Here is an 18,145-nt window from a genome sequence, read left to right as displayed (position 1 = left end):
GGGCTACCCTCGAGGCCGTTCGCCGGGTTCGCCGTCGCTGCGCCCGCCGTCCTGGAAGATCCGGGCCAGGTGGTGGTCCAGGACCGCGGCGGCGGACTCCGGGCTGCGCCGGCCGACCAGGATGCTGGTGCCGAGTCCCGCAGCCATGGCGAGCAGGCTGATCGCCTCCAATCGCGCATCCGTACAGGGCCGGGTGAGTTGCGCGTCCTTCGCCTGCAGGAGCAGGTCGGTCACGGCATCCTCAGCGGCGTCCGGGTTCTTGATGAAGGGCTGGGCGGCGAGCGCCTCGTCCGTCACGGCCAGAACGGCGTACGAGGTATGGACGAGCTGGAAGGTGCGACTCTCTTCGTCGGTCGGCAACGACGCCTTCAGCAGCGCCTCGACCATCGCGCGCGGCCCCGGGTCGTCCCCGGCGGCCCGAACCCGGGCGGCGACCCGCTCGCCGAATCCGCCGGCCAGGTGTTGCAGCCCGTAGAGCAGCAACTTCTCCTTGGTCTGGAAGTAGTACTGCACCAGTCGCAGTGACACCCCGGCCTCTGCGGCCACGTCGCGCATCCCCACGGCGTGCAGTCCGCGCCGCCCGGCGACGCGGACGAGTGCCTCGGCGATCTCGGTACGCCGTTCATCGTGGTCCACGCGCTTGGGCATCTGCCGCGTCTCCGCTCGTCGGTCCCTCTGCTCGGCCTCTTGCCGGGTCATTTTCCTGGTACAGCCGTACCATTTAGATGGTACGGCTGTACCACGAAGAACGGATGCTCCCGCCGCTTCTTCGTCTGGATCTTCGCCAGCCTCTTCGCGACCTTCGCGCCCACGTCGCTACGCCTCCGCCTGGCGGCCTGGTTGGAACAGCCGGTCCTCATCGTGCCGGAGCTGCACACGATGATCAGGTCCGGCGTGCGCGCCCACCGCATACACCGTCCGGCTCCGTTTCCCCTCACCGAGGGCGAACTGCGCACCATCCGCACCCCGCTCTATCTCGTGCTCTGCAAGCGAAGCCTGCTCGTGCATCCGCGGCGGCAAGTGAAGCGCGTCCCGCGCCTGATACCGGGCGCACGCGCCGAGACCGTCTCAAACACCGGCCACGGACCGCAGATCGACCATGCGGAACAGATCAACGGCCGGATGCTGAACTTCATGGACTCCGTCGCCTCGCAGGTCAGAGCCCGTTCACGTTCCGGGGACGGCCGTCCCTTGGCATATCGGGCATCGGTCCTTGCCATCCCACCCGTCCCATCCGAAGGCCGCGGGCGAGAGGGGCTTTCCCTCCAACTCCTTGCGTACTGCGACCCGATAGGCCCAGACCGTGCCGAGGTAAGGGTGGTAGGCATCGTGGAAGGCGGGTGATGTCAGCGTCGCGCCTGCCGCAACCGCGCGTTGCAGAGCGCGGAGCTGCTCGAACATCGCCTGCCCGGCACTGGCGACGGCGGCGGACGCATCGATGAACAGCCGTTCGCGCGCTTCGTAGATCGCTGCATCACTCAGTGCCGCACGGGTGGCCGTGTCCAGGCAGGCTTCGGCGCCGGGGACTTCGGCGATCTGGCGCAACCGCGCGTGGCACGCCCCCACAGCGGAGATGAACTCGATGTACACCGCCCGCCGCCGGGTCCCGACTCCGCGGTCCTCTTCGTGGCGATGGCGCAGGTGATCAGCCAGCACCGTGCCGGAAATGGCAAGAGAGCCACCGCTTACCGCCGCGACGAGCGTCCCCCAGTCCACGTCTTCCCCCAGCTGTGATCAAACGTCAAAGGCTGGAATCTACGCGCGACTTCGCCCGGAGAACAGTGTCCGGCGCCACTTGGAGCCCGTACCGGCCGCGCGAACTCCCTTCCCCGGCAAGCCTCGCGTCGACCACCCGCGCCTCTGCGCACAGGGGACGCCACCTACTCCCCCGCCCCTGCGGCGAGTTGGCCAAGTCTCTGAGGTTCGCCGGTTAGCGGACAACAGCGACTTCCATTCGGACAAGAACTGGTCAAAAGCTTGTGAGGTAATTGTCGACACTCCGTCAATTTCGATCATTCGATGACACGCTCGGCAGCGATCAACCCCCCACAGAACGAGCGACGGAGATCGCATGACCCCCCACAAGAACACCCTGCGCGGCGCTGCCCTCGTGGCCGCGGCCGCCATGGTCGTCGTCGGCGTGCAGACCGCTTCCGCGACTGCAGCACCCGACCGGGCGGACGGCCCCACCCCCGCCCCGACGGACGTGTCCGCACGTGCCGCTGCCATCAAGTCCGCCCAGGCCGACGCGACTTCGGCCGCCGCAGGGCTCGGCCTCGGTGCCAAGGAAAAGCTGGTCGTCCGTGACGTCATCAAGGATGCCGCCGGCACGGTGCACACCCGCTACGAGCGCACCTATGCCGGACTGCCCGTCCTCGGCGGTGACCTCGTCACGCACACCGCCAAGAACGGCACGCTCAAGGGCGTGGACAAGGCGAACGACGCGCGCATATCGGTGGCGACCACCGATGCCGTGCGCAAAGCCGCGTTGGGCGCCCGCAAGGTGATCTGGGCGGGCGACGGCAAGCCCGTCCTCGCCTTCGAGACGGTCAAGGCCGGTGTGCAGAAGGACGGTACGCCCAGCAAGCTGCACATCATCACGGACGCCACCACGGGCAAGAAGCTGCACCAGTACGAGGGTGTCGAGACCGGCACCGGCGCCAGCCAGTACAGCGGCGAAGTTCCCCTCTCCACCACCAAGAGCGGCTCCGGCTTCGAGCTCACCGACGGCGAGCGCGGCGGCCACAAGACGTACGACCTCAACCAGGGCCAGAGCGGCACCGGCAAGCTGCTCACCGACGATGACGACAAGTGGGGCAGCGGCACCAACGACAACCGGCAGACCGCCGGCGTCGACGCGGCCTACGGCGCCGCCACGACCTGGGACTTCTACAAGACCGAGCTCGGCCGCAATGGCATCGCGGGCGACGGCAAAGCCGCGTACTCCCGGGTCCACTACGGTCAGTCGTACGTCAACGCCTTCTGGGACGACAGCTGCTTCTGCATGACGTACGGCGACGGCGAGGGCAACAAGAAGTCCCTCACCGAGCTCGACGTGGCGGGCCACGAGATGAGCCACGGCCTGACCTCCCGTACCGCGGGCCTCGAGTACAGCGGCGAGTCAGGCGGTCTCAACGAGGCGACAAGCGACATCTTCGGCACTTCGGTGGAGTTCTTCGCCAACAACAAGAAGGACGTCGGCGACTACCTCATCGGCGAGGAGATCGACATCAACGGCGACGGCACGCCGCTGCGTTACATGGACAAGCCCAGCAAGGACGGGCGATCCCTGGACGCCTGGAAGGCCGGCGCCGGCAACCTGGACGTACACCACTCCTCCGGCATCGCGAACCACTTCTTCTACCTGCTGTCCGAGGGCAGCGGCAAGAAGACGATCAACGGGGTCGACTACGACTCGCCGACCTCGGACGGCTCGACGATCACCGGGATCGGCCGGGAGAAGGCCTACAAGATCTGGTACAAGGCGCTCACCACGTACATGACCTCGACGACCGACTACAAGGCTGCCCGTGAGGCGACCGTGAAGGCGGCCAACGACCTGTACGGCGCGGACGGCACGGAGGCGAAGACGGTCGCCGCGGCCTGGGGTGCGGTCAACGTGAATTGACGTGCTCCCTGGTCTAAAGTCCAGGGATTCCGGCCTGGGCCGTCTGGCCCTTCCGGGGGCTTCCTGCTTCAACGCGCTGTGCCGGGACGTTCGTCCTGGTCTTACCTGCGCTCCACGAGGCGTTTAGCGTCTCCGCCCGTCCGGCGGCGACGATACGGCGTCCTTCGAAGAGGACGTTGCATGCTGCGTTGTAGTCGCGGTCGTGCACGGTGCCACACTCGCCGCACGTCCACTCCCGGACGTGCAGGGGTTTGGGGCCGTCCCGGAATCCGCAGGCCGAGCACACCTGCGAGGACGGGAAAGCACGGTCCACCTTGGCGAAGGTGCGGCCGTGCTTGACCGCCTTGTATTCCAGCATGCCGACGAACGCGGACCATCCCGCGTCGTGCACAGACTTGGCGAGCCGAGTGCGGCCGAGGCCGGACACCGCGAGGTCTTCCACGTACACCGCTTGGTTGTCGCGAATGATCTGTGTGGAAGCCTTGTGGTGCCAGTCCCGGCGCCGGTCCGCCACCTTGGCGTGCCGGCGTGCGACCTTGATACGGGCCTTGGCCCGGTTCTTCGATCCCTTGGCCTTGCGGGACAGCTCCCGCTGAAGGCGCTTGAGTTTCTTCTCCGCCCGGCGCAGGAAGCGGGGGCTGTCGATCTTCCGGCCGTCGGACAGGACCGCGAAGGCGGACAGGCCCAGGTCGATACCGGACTCCGCCTGCACCTCCGGGAGGATGTCCGGCCCGGTGTCCACGACGAAGCTGAGGAAGTACCGGCCGCAGCTGTCCTTGGTGACGGTCAGGGACGTGGGTGCGACCGCCAGCCGGCGGGACCACTTGACCTTGAGGTTGCCGACCTTGGCCACGTACACCGTGCCGTTCTCCTGGAGGCAGAAGGCATTGGTGTTGAGGCGGATCGACTGCCGGGCGTCTTTCTTCGACTTGTACCGGGGCGGCCCAACCTTGCGGCCCTGCCGCTTGCCCCCCAGGCTGTCGAAGAAGTTCTTGTAGGCGGTGTCGAGGTCCCGAAGGGACTGTTGCAGGACGACCGCTGACACGTCGGCGAGGTAGGCCCGTTCCTCGGTGCGCTTGGCCTGGGTGATGCGAAGCCGGGACAACCCCGCCGACTTCACATACGGCAGCCCCGCCGCGTGAGCTTCCTTGCGGTCGCGCAGGCAGTCGTTCCACACCACGCGGGCGCACCCGAACGCCTGGGCCAGCGCACGGCGCTGAGTGGCATCCGGGTAGGCCCGGTAGTTGTAGCGGAGTTGCACAACCAAGACCCTACGACGATTGGTCTCATGGACGAGCAGAACGATTACAGACGAGGCAGCAAAATCACCCGCTCTAGGTGCAGGTCAGAGCGGTCCTGAGATGCATTCATCCCCGGCGTGAACGCCGGGGCATTCTGCAGGAGTCCCGGTACCGGTCGTCGCCCATCGCTGCGCTGTATGTGCAGATGACCGCCGGGCCCGCGAGCGAGCCCGGCGGCAGTTCCTAGGCGCCTTCCGGCTCCTCCGCTGGCTGCCCGGACGCACCCGCCGGGGCGCCGCTCGCCGGGGCTCTCTGAGCCGCTACGCCTGCGGGGGCGGGAGCGGGGTCCGCGGCGGCGTCCGCCGGGTCCACGCCCGTCAGCACACTGTCGGCCACGCCCGCCTCGATCACCGGCTCCTTCGGGCCGAGGCCGTTGAGGAGCAGGTTCAGCAGGATCGCGGTGCTCGCGCCGAGCGTGACGCCGCTGTTCAGCAGCGAGGAGAGGTCCTCGTTCATATGGTCCTGGAACAGCACCGGGACGGTGGAGGGCAGCAGGGCCACGGCCAACGAGACGCCCACCACCAGGGCGTTCTTCTCTTCCTTGAGATCCACCTTGGCCAGGGTCTGGATACCGGCCAGCGCGACCATCGCGAACATCACGGTCGCGGCGCCACCGAGCACCGGGTGCGGGACCGAGGCGACCGCGGCGGCGGCCTTCGGCAGCATGCCCAGCACGATCATGAAGATGCCGGCCGCCACGACCACGAAGCGGCTCTTCACCTTCGTCATCCGCACCAGGCCGACGTTCTCGGCGAAGGCCACGTACGGGAAGGAGTTGAGCACACCGCCCAGGGCGGTCGCGGCGCCGTCGGCGCGCAGGGCGCGGGCCACGGTCTCGCCGTCGATCTTCTTGCCGACGATGTCGCCGATGGCGTACGTGTCACCGGTGGTCTCCACCATGGTGATCAGCATGACGATCAGCATCAGCAGGATCGGGAACCACTGGAACTGCGGGGCGCCGAAGTGGAAGGGCGTTATGACACCCAGCCAGTTCGCCTTGCCGACGTCCGCGAAGCTCGTGTCGCCCAGCAGGAAGGCGACCGCGGTGCCGGCCACCAGCCCGAGCAGGATGGCGATGCTGGACAGGAACGGCCGGCCGAGCTTCATCAGCACCAGAATGAAGACCATGGTGCCGCCCGCGTAGGCGAAGTTCTCGGGATCGCCGAAGTGCGGGCTGCCCACACCGCCCGCGGCGTCGTTCAGCCCCACCGGGATGAGGACCAGCCCGAGGACGGTGATGACCGTGCCGGTGACCACCGGCGGGAAGAGCCTCAGCACCGCCCTGAAGGCCGGAGCGGGCAGCCAGGCGAAGGCGAAGGTGGCGAGGCCCGCAGTGATCACCGCGCCGTAGATGACCAGCAGTGCGGCCGTGCCGCCGCCGGCGCCCAGGCCGATGGCGATCATCGGGGACACCGCGGTGAAGGTGACTCCTTGGATCAGCGGCAGCCGCGAGCCGATCCGGCCGATGCCGAAGGCCTGGATGATCGAGGCGATACCGCAGGTGAACAGGTCCGCGTTGATCAGGTAGACGAGCTGTTCGCGGTTGAGGCCGAGGGCCCCGCCAACGATGATGGGGACGATCACGGCACCGGCGTAGAACGCCAGGACGTGCTGGAAACCGTAGAGTGCCAGTTTCGGGAGGGGGAGCACCTCGTCGACCGGGTGCTCGCTCTGCTTTCCGGCAGCGGAAAGCCAAGCGACTCGTGCCATCTCCGCCTTGCCCTTCAAGAGGTAGGTAGTGAGAGGAAGCTCTGGTTATCCCTGGCGCGACAACGACGGCGCACCCTGGTTTCAGCCAGTCGCATGGGGATCGAAGCTTCGCGGTGTCTCCGTCGGCCCTTCGTCCTGTTGAACGCATATCCAACGCCAGACGGTAACTCGGCGAACATCGTAGACTCCTCCAAAGAAGGGGTCGCGTGCGGGGCCCCCACCTGGCCAAACCTCCAAGGCCGGGTCGACTTCCCTGGCGCTGGGCAGCGCCAAGTGCCCCTGCGGCGGGGCCACTTCAGGCCGAGATCCGCGCATCCACCCGAGTGAGACGACGAACCTTCCCGGCCTCCGGCTGTCCGGCGGGCCGACGCATCGACCCAGCTGGAGTCAAGAATTCTTGACATGGTGTCCACAGTTCCTTACATTCACCCATGTCAAGTTTCTTTTACATAGGAGCAGGCGTGTCGTTCGAAGAGAAGCGCACGTGGATCATGGCGGTGGTCACGGTCGGCGCGTATGCGACCTACCTCGCCATCATCCTCGGGCGAGCGGAGAGCACCCCCCTGACCGAAGTGCCGTACGTCTCGACGCTGCTGTGGACGATCGGCGCCGCGATCGCGATGACGATCGTGCTCCAGATCGTGGTGGCCACCGCCTCACCCAAGGACGCCGACAAGAAGGACCAACGGGACAGGGAGATCGGCCGGTTCGGCGAGTACATCGGCCATTCGTTCGTCGTCATCGGTGGCGTTGCGGCACTCGGCATGTCGATGGCAGAGCTGAACCACTTCTGGATCGCCAACGCGATCTACCTGGCGTTCGTCCTCTCGTCGGTCCTCGGCTGCGCGGCAAAACTCGTCGCCTACCGCCGGGGCTTTCAGCCGTGGTGAGGCCGACCAGAGTGACGAACTCGATCCGAGCCCTCCGATTCGCGAACAAAGAGATGACGCAGGCGCAGCTGGCGGACCGTATCGGCGTGACCCGCCAGACCGTCATCGCCATCGAGAAGGGCCGCTACTCCCCTTCCCTCGAGCTGGCCTTTCAGATCGCCCGGGTGTTCAACGTCCCGCTCGACACCGTGTTCCAGTACACGGAAATTGAAGGAGAGGCACCATAAAGGCCATCGTCCAGGACGTGTACGGCTCAACCGATGTGCATCTGCGCAACGGCCTCGCACGCGGCAAGGTCGTCATCACCGTGTGAGACGGCGCTCACCCCGTGGCGAGCACGGCCACCCCGGTGACCCGTCCGGCCGCCAGATCGCCGAGGGCCCGGTCGGCCTGCCGCATCGGATAGCGCGTGACCCGCACCGTGGGCCGTGTCCGGGCCGCTTCGGCGAGGAAGGCACGACCGTCGTCGCGGGTGTTGGCGGTGACGCTGCGTACGGTCCGCTCCTGGAACAGATGGCTCGCGTAGTCGAGCGGCGGTATGTCGCTCAAATGGATCCCGGCGATCGCGAGTGTGCCGCCGCGGTCCAGCGCGGCCAGCGCCACCGGCACCAGAGCGCCGACCGGTGCGAACAAGATCGCGGCATCCAGCGGCTGCGGGGGATCACCGGCTCCCGCGGACGCCGCCCCCAGGTCCAGCGCCAACTGCTGCGCCTGCGGCGAGCGGGTCACGACATGGACGGCGGCATCGCGGGCGATGGCGACTTGAGCGGTCAGATGTGCGGAAGCCCCGAACCCGTAGATGCCGAGCCGTCCACCGGGCGGCAGTTCGGCCCGCTGCAGTGCCCGATAGCCGATGATTCCCGCGCAGAGCAGGGGTGCGGCCTCCTCGTCGCTCCACCCTTCCGGCAGGCGGTAGGCGTATCGGGCGTCCACGACGACATGGTCGGCGAATCCGCCGTGGATGTCCCAGCCTGTGTAACGGGAGTCGGGGCACAGGTTCTCCTGGCCGGTACGGCAGTACCCGCACTGCCCGCAGGTTCCCGCCAGCCAGGCGGCCCCCACCCGGTCACCGGCGCGGAATTGCTCGACAGTGGGCCCGGTGGCGATCACCTCGCCGACGACCTCGTGGCCCGGCGTACAGCGCTCCTTGCGGGGTGCCAGGTCGCCCTCGGCCAGATGCAGGTCGGTCCGGCACACCCCGCAGGTGCGCACGCGCAGCAGCAGCTCGTCCGGGCCGGGCGCCGACAGCGGGCGCTCCACCAGCCGCAGGGGGCCCGACGCGATCGGTCCCGGGCGCTCGACCACCCAGGCGGACGTCGTAGCGGGGATCGGCTGCGCCATCGTCGCTCTCCTCTCCGCTTGGGCCGCATTGCCTGCTCACGGTCAGGAGGCTTGGAGCTGCACCCGACCCCAGGATGCCCCCGTACGGGGGCGGGGGCACCCGGATGCGGGCAGCCGGCCACGCGAGCGGGAGAGACGCGAGTCCTACGGCCGGCTCGTGAAGGACACGATGGGGCCGTCCACCGTGTCGGTCGCCTGCACCTCAAAGCTCCGCTGCGGAAATGCCCGCCCGAGTGAGAGACGCCACGAGTTCGCGATCTCCTGGGCCAGCGCAAAGGCGTTGGCCTCGGATTCGGCGTCTTCCTCGATACCGATGTACTGCCACAGCCTGAATTGATTCAGGGTCGCTTCGATCGAGACGACATCCCCCTTCAATTCCCTGTGCCACATCCGAAAGTTGTCGGGATCGTACGAACGATCCCACAACACACACCCCTCCACCTCGACGAACTGCGGAAGGAACACGCGCGACAGGGCGATCCATTCGGTCAGCCCTACATGCGCGGAGAGGAAGTCCAGGTAATCGAGGTCAGCACGCGCACCTTCCGCCCATCTCTTGATCCGAGGGTCCTTCATGGGGTCCATCCAGCATCCCTTATTGCGCAATTCATCAGGCCTTGGCAGGCCTCGGCACTTTATCCCAAGGGCTAACCTTCTCTGATGACCACCGAGTTGATGCTGCTGGCCCGGGTCTCCTAGCGCGATGCCGCAGAGCTTGTGGGCGGTCGCCTTCACCGCGGTTTCACTTCGGTTTCAGGCGGTCCGACGCCTGAAACCGGATGCGTGAAAGGGTCCGCCCGAGCTCAGCGGGCCAGCGCGTCGCGGGCGGCTTCGCACGCCGCTCGGCGGTCGTGCGGGACGAGGCCGATACGGGTGCGCCGGTCGAGAATGTCGGACTCGTCGAGGGCTCCCTCGTGGCGGACCGCCCACAGCAGCTCGGCGCCGGTGACGGGGTGCCCGGGAACCACGGGCAGGGCCAGAGACGGGTCGGCCACGCCGAGTGCGTGGACGGCCGGGGCTTCGGATCCGTAGCGGAGGACGAGGCGGCGGGGCGCGGCAAGCGTCGCGAGCGTGCCGGGCTGGGCGGCGCCGACCAGAGGGATCGAGGTCGTGCGGCACCGGTCGGCGCTCAGACCACTCCCGGTGACGGCGGCGTCGACGGCGTCCTGGGCCATCCGCCGGTAGGTGGTGAGCTTGCCACCGACGACCGTGACCACACCCTGGGTTGACGTCACAACGGCGTGCTTGCGTGAGATGTCGGCGGTGCGGCCGGTGCCCGACGTCGCGGTGTCCAGGAGCGGACGCAGCCCGGCGAATGCTCCCACCACCGAATCGCGGCTGACGGATACGTCGAGGGCCGAGCCCAGCACGTCCAGGAGAAAGCCGATGTCCGTCTCGGGCGCCTCCGGTACGGCCGGGACGGCGCCCTCGATCGGCTCGTCGGTCAGCCCCACGTACACCCGGCCGTCGCCCTGCGGCAGGACGAGTACGAACCGGTTGGACTCCCCGGGGATCGGGATGTGCATCCCGGCGGCCAGGCCGCCGATCTCCTCGGAGCGCAGGACCAGATGCGTGCCGCGAGAGGGGCGCAGCCGTACTTCGTCGACGAGGCTGCCTGCCCAGACCCCCGTGGCGTTGATGACGGTGCGGGCACGGATCTCCAGTTCCTCTCCGGTGAGTTCGTCGCGCGCCCTGGCGCCGGAGCCGGTGAGCGAGAGCGCGCGGGTGCGGGTGAGGATGCGGCCGCCGTGCGCGGCCGCCGTGCGGGCTATCGCGGTCACCAGGCGTGCATCGTCGGTGAGTTGACCGTCCCAGGACAGCAGTCCCCCGCGCAGGCCTGTCGGCCGCAGCGCGGGGACCATGTGCCGCGTCTCCACCGCGGAGAGCGTGCGGGGAGCGGGCAGAGTGGTGCGCGAGGTGTGGGCGGAGGCGCGCAGGAGGTCTCCCGCCTTGAAGCCGGCCCAGGCGAGCGCCGCCTGGCCGCGGGAGACCATGGGGGTGAGCGGCAGGACGAAGGGCTGGGCGCGTACCAGGTGGGGGGCGGTGCGTTCCATGAGGACGCCGCGTTCGACGGCGCTTTCGTGGGCCACATCGAGCTGGCCCGTGGCGAGATAGCGCAGTCCGCCGTGGATGAGCTTCGAGCTCCACCGTGAGGTGCCGAAGGCGAGGTCATGGGCGTCGATGGCGGCGACGGTCAGCCCGCGTGAGGCGGCGTCGAGTGCGGCTCCGGCGCCCGTCGCGCCGAGGCCGATGACAAGGACGTCGACCCGGGCGCCGTCGGCGAGTTCGGCGAGTTCGCGGCGTCGGCGTGCCGCGCTGAGCGAGGAGGGGGCAGGAGCACGGCCACTCGAGCGGCTCATGGCGTAAGGGTCCTCTCCAGGAGGGTCCGCAGCTCTTCGAGGAAGGCCGCTTCGGTGAGTTCAGGGTCGGTTTCGTCGGTCATCGTGCGCAGCGAGAGCGTGAAGGACTGTGCGACGAGCAGCAGCGAGCGGGCCTGAAGGTCGGGGTTCATCCGGCGGACGGACCCGTCGGTGTGGCCGTCCCGCAGGGCACCGGTAATGAGCCCCAGCAGTGCGTCCTGGCTGGTGCCCCGGTGGTCGAGCACGTAGGGCAGCAGCAGCTCGGGGTCCACGTCGATGATCTTGCGGAAGAGCGGATGGGCGCGAAAGGCGGTGACTCCGGCGACCATTCCGTCGATGAGCCGGGTCCGGGTGGGGACGTCGGGTTCCGGGCCGGTCATCGTGCCGACGGCGAGTGCGATCCACTCCCGGGTCATCAGGTCGCCGACCAGGGTCCGTACGTCCGGCCAGCGGCGGTAGAGCGTCATACGGGAGACACCGGCGCGCCGGGCCACGTCGGTCAGGGTGGTGCGGCGTACACCGACAGCCAGGACACAGTCGCGTGCCGCGTCGAGGACGGCATCTCCGTCCGAACGGTTGTGACGAATGGGCGTCATCTGTCACAGTGTAATCGCAGGACAGGCCGTGCGGCACGACGACCCGCAAAACCGAGGGTGAGGATCCAAGTGGACATGTTGTGGAGCGGCTGGGGAGACCCGGCCAAGGCGGCCCCGCTGCCTGACACGGTGGTCGGCCTGCTGCGCGACCTGCTGGGCGTCACGCCGAGGGAGAGCGGACCCGCGGACATCGACAGCATCCCCGCTCCCGACTGCCCCCTCACGGACGAGACCCGCAAGGCGCTCGTCGATTGTCTGGGGGACGCCACGCATCTGCGCACCGACGCAGAGGCGCGCATCCGGCACACCCGAGGGAAGTCCACTCCCGACCTGCTGCGCATCCGGGCCGGCGAGGTCGACGACATCCCGGCAGCCGTCGCACTGCCGGGCAGCCACGACGAGGTGCTCGCCCTGCTGCGAGTCTGCGCCGAACACGGACTGTCCGCCGTGCCGTTCGGGGGCGGGACCTCCGTCGTCGGCGGACTGGCCCCCGAGGCACAGCGCTGCTTCATCGCGCTGGACCTGCGCCGACTGGACAGTCTGCTCGCCCTCGACGAAGTCTCCCGCACCGCCGTTGTCCAGCCCGGGCTGCGCGCACCTGAGTGCGAGGCGCTCCTCAATGAACAGGGCTTCACCCTGGGCCACTTCCCGCAGTCGTACGAGTGGGCCTCGATCGGTGGGTTCGCCGCGGCGCGTTCCAGTGGCCAGGCCTCGGCCGGATACGGCCGATTCGACGAGATGGTGCTCGGCCTCACCGTGGCCACCCCGGAGGGCACCCTGGAACTGGGGCGCGCGCCCCGATCGGCCGCGGGACCGGATCTGCGCCAGCTGTTCCTCGGCTCCGAGGGCGCACTGGGTGTCATCACATCGGTGACCGTGCGGATCCGGCCCGTGCCGCAGACCAGGATCTACGAGGGCTGGCGTTTCTCGTCCTTCGAGGCGGGCGCGGTGGCACTGCGCAAGCTCGCCCAGGACGGTCCGCTGCCGACCGTGCTACGGCTGTCGGACGAGACGGAGACCTTCATCGGCCTCGCGCAGCCGGACGCCATCGGCGGGTCCGACGCCCCGCAGGGGGCCGGCTGCATGGCAATCACCGGCTACGAGGGCACCGCTGAGGACACCGCGGGCCGGCGTGCCAGGGCCCGGGAGGTGCTGCTCGCCTGCGGCGGTGAACTCCTCGGCGAGGAACCGGGCGACCGGTGGGCCCACGGCCGCTACAACGCCCCGTATCTGCGCGACGCGTTGCTGGACGCCGGCGCGTTCGCCGAGACCCTGGAGACGGCGACGTTCTGGTCCGGGCTGCCGGGTCTGTACGACGCGGTGCGCCGGGCACTCACCACGACCCTGACCGACGCGGGCACCCCGCCCCTGGTCATGTGCCACATCTCCCATGTGTACGAGAACGGCGCGTCCCTCTACTTCACCGTGGTCTCGGCGCAGGGGGACGATCCGATCGCCCACTGGGCCCCCGTGAAGCGGGCCGCCAACGACGCGATCCTTCTCGCCGGCGGCACCATCAGCCACCATCACGGCGTCGGTACCGACCACCGCGACTGGTACACGCGGGAGATCGGCCCTGTCGGGGTCAACATCCTGCAGGCCGTCAAGAACGAGATCGACCCGTCCGGAGTCCTCAACCCCGGCGTCCTCATCCCCGTCCGCTGACTGGCCCTGGCCGACCGGAGGCGCATTCATGCGAGATTTCACCGCCATCGTCAACCCCACCGCAGGCGGTTCCAGCGGTACGGCGGCCCTGCTCCCGCTGGGCCGCCTGCTGCGGGAGGCCGGGGCGCAGCTCGACACCCAGTACAGCCGCAGCCTGGAGCACGCGCGGGAGTTGGCACGGCAGGCCGGCGAGCGCGGGCACGTGGTGCTCGCCGTGGGCGGCGACGGAATTGCCGGCTGCGTCGGCGGGGCACTGAGTGGCACCGACACCGTGTTCAGCATCGTCCCGGCAGGCCGTGGCAATGACTTTGCCCGCGCGCTCGGCCTTCCGGCCGACGCACCCGCCCTGGCCGAAGTGCTGCTCAACGCCTCGCCGCGGGCGATCGACACCATCCAGGTCGAATCAGCGGTGCACCCCGGAACATGCGTGCTGGGCAGTGTGTACGCGGGAGTCGACGCGGTGGCCAATCAGTACGCCAACACCTCCCGGCTGCTGACGGGCGCCGCCTCGTACTACGCGGGCGGTATGCGCGCCGTGCTGACCTGGCGACCCGTCTCGTACCGCATCACCGTGGACGGCGTGCTGCACGAACGGCGCGGCTACACGGTGGTGGCCGCCAACTCCCGCTTCTACGGGTTCGGCCGCCAGATCGCCCCCGACGCACGGCTCGACGACGGCCTGCTGGACGTGGTCGTGATCCGGCATGCACCCAGGCGGCTGTTTTTCGCGATCATGAATGAGCTCAAGACGGGGGCACACGTGCGGCGCCCGGAAGTCGAGATCCTGCGGGGCAAGGAGATTCGCATCGAGGCAGATCGCGACATCCCCTACGGCGCGGACGGCGAGATCGAGGCGACGCTGCCCGTCACGGCAAGGGTGCAGCCGGGGGCACTCAGCGTGCTCTGCTGACGGACAGGCGTGCAGCCCCAGCCCTAGGTCCCGGCGGTCCAGCGCTGGTCGCTGTCTCCGTCGGCAGGGTCGAAGTCGAGCGGATTGCCCTCGGAGCTTCCCAGGGGTTCGAGGGCGAAGTCCGGCGCGATCTGTGGACGTATGGCTCCTGATCCATCGACGATGAAGAGCAGATTGGCGCCGTTCTGGCCATTGACGGAGGCGCAGGACCAAATGCCGACGCCTCGGTCGGTGTCGCCGCGCGAGTCCAGGCAGTAGTCGGGATCTGCGTTGCTGCGCAGGAGGCCGATGGAGTCCAGACTCCACTGCTGGGTCCGGGCACCGCTGCAGCGGGCGGTGACGACGTCGGTGCGGTTCGCCATCACACCGTTCGCGATGTCCAGGCACAGTCCGGAATCGGCGTTGACGACCTGGCTGAAGCCGCCACCCGGGACGATCGGCACGGGCCGGGGCGGGACGCTCTTCGAGGGAGCGGGCGCCGGTGGCTTGGGGGCCGGGGCTGAACTAGTGGCGCTCGGCGAGGGTGAGGGCTTCTTGGACGGCGCCGCGGTGGGGCTCGCCGACGGGGTGGGAGTGGGAGTGGGCGTGGCCTCGGTGGGCCAGGATTCCCGGAGCGGCGGCTCCTCCGCCCGGTCGCGGGCCGGGCCGGAGTTCCCGGAGGCGGCCGCCAGCAGAGTGCCGGCGACGACGACGCCCGCGAGCGCGACCGCCACAGCGACCAGGACGACGGGCATGGACGGCCGCCATGCGCTCTTCCGCGGCATCCCGTCGCCCTGCGGCGACTTCGCGGATGCAGCCGACATGCCGGCCGTCGGCTTCGACCGGTCGGGCTGGACCGGTACGGCGTCAAGAAGGCCACGCACGGGGCCGCGGGCCACGTAGGCCGCGCCGCCCCACCCGAGCAGGCCCTCGGCGAACACGGCCTGCGGTTTGTCCGCCATCCGCGTCAGCTCCGCGACCAGCCGGGTGCAGCTGGGGCATTCCGTCAGATGGAGCGTCAGATCCTCGCTGCGGCGCCCGTCCCCCGGCCGCGCCGACACCTCGATGATGCGGCGGAATCCCAGACACTTCCTGTCCCCGCAACGCTCCAGATACGCCCGGACATAGGCCTGTCGCATGGCGTTCTGCGCCTTTTCCCGCAGCTCGGGAACCAAGTTCGGTTCGACGCCGAGGAAGCCGGCGACCGTGGCGTCCGGCTCCTCGTCCACCAGCGCGTACCAGAGGACGCCCCGCGTCAGCTCCGGCAGTCGGTAGAAGCCGGTGAGCATGGCGGACGACTCCTCGAACCGAAGGCGCCGGGGCTCCGGCAGCCCCGGTGCGGTGATGTCGGCGGTGTCATCGATCCATGCGACGAAATCGGGTTCGAGCCGGTCCACCCGGCTGCTGTCGGCCCAGCTGAGGCCCACCCGCTGAACCAGCATCAGCAAATGGTGACGCCAGTTCCCCCGGGGTTCGATGCCCCGGCACGCCTCCTGGGCGGCGAGATCGAAGGTCTGGACGGCCAGCTGGTTCCCGGCGACCTGGTTGCGTCCGCAGAGCCGGGCGTAGGTGAGGACATTGGGCAGGTGGCGGCGCTTGAGCTCCTGGACGGCGGGATAGGCGCGCGGGGCACCGGCGCGGATGCGTTCGGTAAGCTCCGCGTCCGACAGGGCGGTGTAGAGCGGTGTCTCGTCCGCGGAATGCGGACCGACCTGGTGGAGCTCTGGCACCCTCTTGACTCCTCACTACGGCGTGACCGACCCGCCTGTCCAGACGGAAACACGCCGGGTTTACCAGCAGAAAACTGGAGCCCATAGTGGAGCAGCCGGTTCCGCAGGGAAAGGTGTTTCCGTGGGTAAGTCGTCGCCAACGGCAGCCTCGCGTGACAACGGCAGCTGCCAAGCATGTGGACGGGGACGCCCGGGGCATCGGTAGCATCGGGCGATGAACCGTCCTCGACTGATCGCCACCGATCTCGACGGCACGCTCTTGCGCCGCGGCGGCACTCTCTCGGAACGCACCTTGCGTGCCCTGCGCGGCGCAGTTGACGCCGGCGCCGAGGTCGTCCTCGTCACCGCCCGGCCACCCCGGTTCGTCGACATGCTCGCCGCCGCGACAGGCATGGTCGGGACCGCGGTGTGCAGCAACGGTGCCCTTGTCTACGACATCGCGTCGCGCACCGTCATCGAGACACGCTCCCTGCCGCTACCCGCCGCCCGCCAGGTGGCCACCGCGCTGTCGGATGCGACCCCGGGGCTGGGCTTCGCTGTGGAGACCGGCCACCAGGTCCTGTACGAACCGGGGTTCGGTCTGCGCTTCCCCGGAGGCGCCGACACCGAGGTGGCGGTGGCGTCCCTGCTGGACCTGTGGCTGACCGACGTCCCCATCACCAAGCTGCTTGCCTGGTCGGCGCAGCTCGATGCGGACTTCCTGCTCGCCCTCGCGGAAGCGTCGGTCGGCGGCGTGGCGCAGTTCACCCACTCGGGCGGCCGGGGTCTGCTGGAGATCAGCGCGCCGGGCGTCAGCAAAGCGGGCACTCTCTCCGCTCTGTGCGCCGCGCGTGGAATCGACTCCTCGGAAGTCGTCGCCTTCGGTGACATGCCGAACGATCTGACCATCCTGCAATGGGCGGGTACCGGCTACGCCATGGCCAACGCCCACCCGACAGTCCTCTCCGCAGTGCCGCGGCACACCGCCTCCAACGAGGATGACGGGGTGGCCCTCATCCTCGAACAGCTCTTCAGCGAGGCCTCGCCCGCTCGGCGCACCCGAAGCCGCAGCCACGACCGGTGATCGCGGAAGTCCGGTCGGTACGCCCGGACTTGGGCCTCTTGCACAGCACCGCGTACCCGCTGCTCCGCACCCTTCTCACAACTGGTGTGGCTACTGGGCGGGTTCGACCCGGTTCCTTGCCCGTCTCCGCGGTCGCGTGGAAAGCTGCTGCGGTGAGTACGGATCTTGTCCACTGGCCGGCGATCGCCGCCGAGGGCTTCCCCTTCCCCGACGCCGTATCGGCCTCCCGGATCCGCGACGAAGTGTCGGCCATGCTCGTGTCTCCCGACCCCGAGGTCCGTGACGATCATGCCTACACCGCCGCCGCGCGCTGGATACGGGAAGGGCACCTCGATGAGGTCTTGGCAGACCTCGGTGACACTGCCGCGGACCGTTTCACCCATCCTGAGATTCAGGCCCGCACCTTCGCTCCGCTCGTTCTCCGGTGCGTTCTGACGCGCGGATACGCCGTCCCTGGCACCGTGCCGGAGGCGGCCGCGGAGCGCTGGTATGCCGGTTTCTCGTCCTGGTACCCGTCCGAGCGCGACACCCGTGGCTGGGACGACTCCCTCGGTTGGCTGCACGCTGTCGCCCATGGCGCGGACGCGGCTTCGGCGTTCGCACAGGCCCTGCCTGCCGCCGCACCGGACTGCTGGAACTGTGCGCCCACCGGATGACGGCCGCACACGCGGACTACCGCTATGCGCACCTGGAGGATGCACGCCTTGCCCGCGCGCTCAGTCTCATCCTGCTCGCTCCTGACCTGACGGCGGAGCAGGCCACCGACTGGTTGGACGTGGTGGCGGACGCCCTCGACGGTGGCGGCCCCGGCCCGGTCCCACCGTGGGCCTTCAACACCTTCGCCACGCTTCAGTCCCTTCATCTCCACCTGACGCGCGGCCTTGCCGACGGAGGCGTTCCGCCGCACGCCCGTGTCGTTGCCGCACGTGTTGCCGCGATCCTCCGGCTGCCTTACAGCTGGCTCGCCTGATC

General features: G+C 69.0%; 17 protein-coding genes and 1 pseudogene. 9 read left to right on the top strand and 9 right to left on the bottom strand.

The genetic code is table 11. From position 1 onward, the window contains the following. Positions 1-3: 3 nt before the first annotated feature. Positions 4-648, bottom strand: coding sequence for a TetR/AcrR family transcriptional regulator (locus tag ACQEVG_RS35825; RefSeq protein ID WP_432991749.1), 645 nt, complete (start codon positions 646-648; stop codon positions 4-6). Positions 649-762: 114 nt separating this feature from the next. Between ACQEVG_RS35825 and ACQEVG_RS35820 the strand changes: the two are divergent. Beyond that, a pseudogene (locus tag ACQEVG_RS35820) lies at positions 763-1,146 on the top strand (alpha/beta fold hydrolase); the annotation flags it as partial. A gap of 21 nt (positions 1,147-1,167) precedes the next feature. Here the strand turns inward: ACQEVG_RS35820 and ACQEVG_RS35815 are convergent. Further along, a complete protein-coding gene (locus ACQEVG_RS35815) occupies positions 1,168-1,716 on the bottom strand; it encodes a CchlQ (RefSeq protein ID WP_432991747.1) in 549 nt (182 codons plus the stop codon). 355 nt (positions 1,717-2,071) lie between these two features. On the opposite strand from ACQEVG_RS35815, the gene ACQEVG_RS35810 reads away from it, so the two are divergent. Then, complete coding sequence (locus ACQEVG_RS35810; protein WP_432991745.1) at positions 2,072-3,628, top strand: M4 family metallopeptidase; 1,557 nt, start codon at positions 2,072-2,074, stop codon at positions 3,626-3,628. A gap of 13 nt (positions 3,629-3,641) precedes the next feature. Here the strand turns inward: ACQEVG_RS35810 and ACQEVG_RS35805 are convergent, their stop codons facing one another. Continuing rightward, a complete protein-coding gene (locus ACQEVG_RS35805; protein ID WP_432991743.1) occupies positions 3,642-4,889 on the bottom strand; it encodes an RNA-guided endonuclease InsQ/TnpB family protein in 1,248 nt (415 codons plus the stop codon). A gap of 223 nt (positions 4,890-5,112) precedes the next feature. Continuing rightward, a complete protein-coding gene (locus ACQEVG_RS35800; RefSeq protein ID WP_432991741.1) occupies positions 5,113-6,639 on the bottom strand; it encodes a nucleobase:cation symporter-2 family protein in 1,527 nt (508 codons plus the stop codon). A gap of 461 nt (positions 6,640-7,100) precedes the next feature. Between ACQEVG_RS35800 and ACQEVG_RS35795 the strand changes: the two genes are divergently transcribed. Continuing rightward, positions 7,101-7,529, top strand: coding sequence for a hypothetical protein (locus ACQEVG_RS35795; protein ID WP_432991739.1), 429 nt, complete (start codon positions 7,101-7,103; stop codon positions 7,527-7,529). An 11-nt stretch (positions 7,530-7,540) separates the two neighbouring features. Beyond that, positions 7,541-7,756 (top strand): helix-turn-helix transcriptional regulator, encoded by a 216-nt coding sequence (locus ACQEVG_RS35790; protein WP_432991737.1) that lies wholly within the window; start codon positions 7,541-7,543, stop codon positions 7,754-7,756. 94 nt (positions 7,757-7,850) lie between these two features. On the opposite strand, the gene ACQEVG_RS35785 is transcribed toward ACQEVG_RS35790, so the two are convergent. The 4 genes from ACQEVG_RS35785 to ACQEVG_RS35770 form a co-directional block, all read right to left on the bottom strand. Further along, positions 7,851-8,870 carry a zinc-dependent alcohol dehydrogenase family protein gene (locus tag ACQEVG_RS35785; RefSeq protein ID WP_432991735.1) on the bottom strand — a complete coding sequence of 340 codons (1,020 nt, stop codon included), beginning with the start codon at positions 8,868-8,870 and terminating at the stop codon, positions 7,851-7,853. A gap of 144 nt (positions 8,871-9,014) precedes the next feature. After that, positions 9,015-9,455: a hypothetical protein gene (locus ACQEVG_RS35780; RefSeq protein ID WP_432991733.1), complete on the bottom strand. Its 441-nt coding sequence runs from the start codon at positions 9,453-9,455 to the stop codon at positions 9,015-9,017. A gap of 218 nt (positions 9,456-9,673) precedes the next feature. Further along, entirely contained in the window at positions 9,674-11,230 is a 1,557-nt protein-coding gene (locus ACQEVG_RS35775; protein ID WP_432991731.1) for a glycerol-3-phosphate dehydrogenase/oxidase, read from the bottom strand. Continuing rightward, positions 11,227-11,826 (bottom strand): TetR/AcrR family transcriptional regulator, encoded by a 600-nt coding sequence (locus tag ACQEVG_RS35770; protein WP_432991729.1) that lies wholly within the window; start codon positions 11,824-11,826, stop codon positions 11,227-11,229. Before ACQEVG_RS35770 ends, ACQEVG_RS35775 begins: the two co-directional genes overlap by 4 nt. 69 nt (positions 11,827-11,895) lie before the next feature. Here ACQEVG_RS35770 and ACQEVG_RS35765 point away from each other — a divergent pair, with 69 nt between their 5' ends. After that, positions 11,896-13,491, top strand: coding sequence for an FAD-binding oxidoreductase (locus ACQEVG_RS35765; protein ID WP_432991727.1), 1,596 nt, complete (start codon positions 11,896-11,898; stop codon positions 13,489-13,491). 28 nt (positions 13,492-13,519) lie between these two features. Further along, positions 13,520-14,401 carry a diacylglycerol/lipid kinase family protein gene (locus ACQEVG_RS35760; protein WP_432991725.1) on the top strand — a complete coding sequence of 294 codons (882 nt, stop codon included), beginning with the start codon at positions 13,520-13,522 and terminating at the stop codon, positions 14,399-14,401. A gap of 23 nt (positions 14,402-14,424) precedes the next feature. On the opposite strand, the gene ACQEVG_RS35755 is transcribed toward ACQEVG_RS35760, so the two are convergent. After that, on the bottom strand, positions 14,425-16,110 hold the full coding sequence (locus ACQEVG_RS35755; RefSeq protein ID WP_432991723.1) for a ricin-type beta-trefoil lectin domain protein: 1,686 nt from the start codon (positions 16,108-16,110) through the stop codon (positions 14,425-14,427). Positions 16,111-16,324: 214 nt separating this feature from the next. On the opposite strand from ACQEVG_RS35755, the gene ACQEVG_RS35750 reads away from it, so the two are divergent. The 3 genes from ACQEVG_RS35750 (at position 16,325) to ACQEVG_RS35740 (ending at position 18,143) form a co-directional block, all read left to right on the top strand. Further along, positions 16,325-17,173: an HAD hydrolase family protein gene (locus tag ACQEVG_RS35750; RefSeq protein WP_432991721.1), complete on the top strand. Its 849-nt coding sequence runs from the start codon at positions 16,325-16,327 to the stop codon at positions 17,171-17,173. 152 nt (positions 17,174-17,325) lie between these two features. Next, positions 17,326-17,829 (top strand): DUF2785 domain-containing protein, encoded by a 504-nt coding sequence (locus ACQEVG_RS35745; protein ID WP_432991719.1) that lies wholly within the window; start codon positions 17,326-17,328, stop codon positions 17,827-17,829. Next, entirely contained in the window at positions 17,826-18,143 is a 318-nt protein-coding gene (locus ACQEVG_RS35740; RefSeq protein ID WP_432991717.1) for a hypothetical protein, read from the top strand. Before ACQEVG_RS35745 ends, ACQEVG_RS35740 begins: the two co-directional genes overlap by 4 nt. Positions 18,144-18,145 lie beyond the last annotated feature (2 nt).

This window comes from Streptomyces sp. CA-135486 (assembly GCF_050936555.1).
GTDB lineage: Bacteria > Actinomycetota > Actinomycetes > Streptomycetales > Streptomycetaceae > Streptomyces.
Note: the sequence above shows the minus strand (reverse complement) of the source record. Positions and strands in the feature narration are given on the sequence as shown.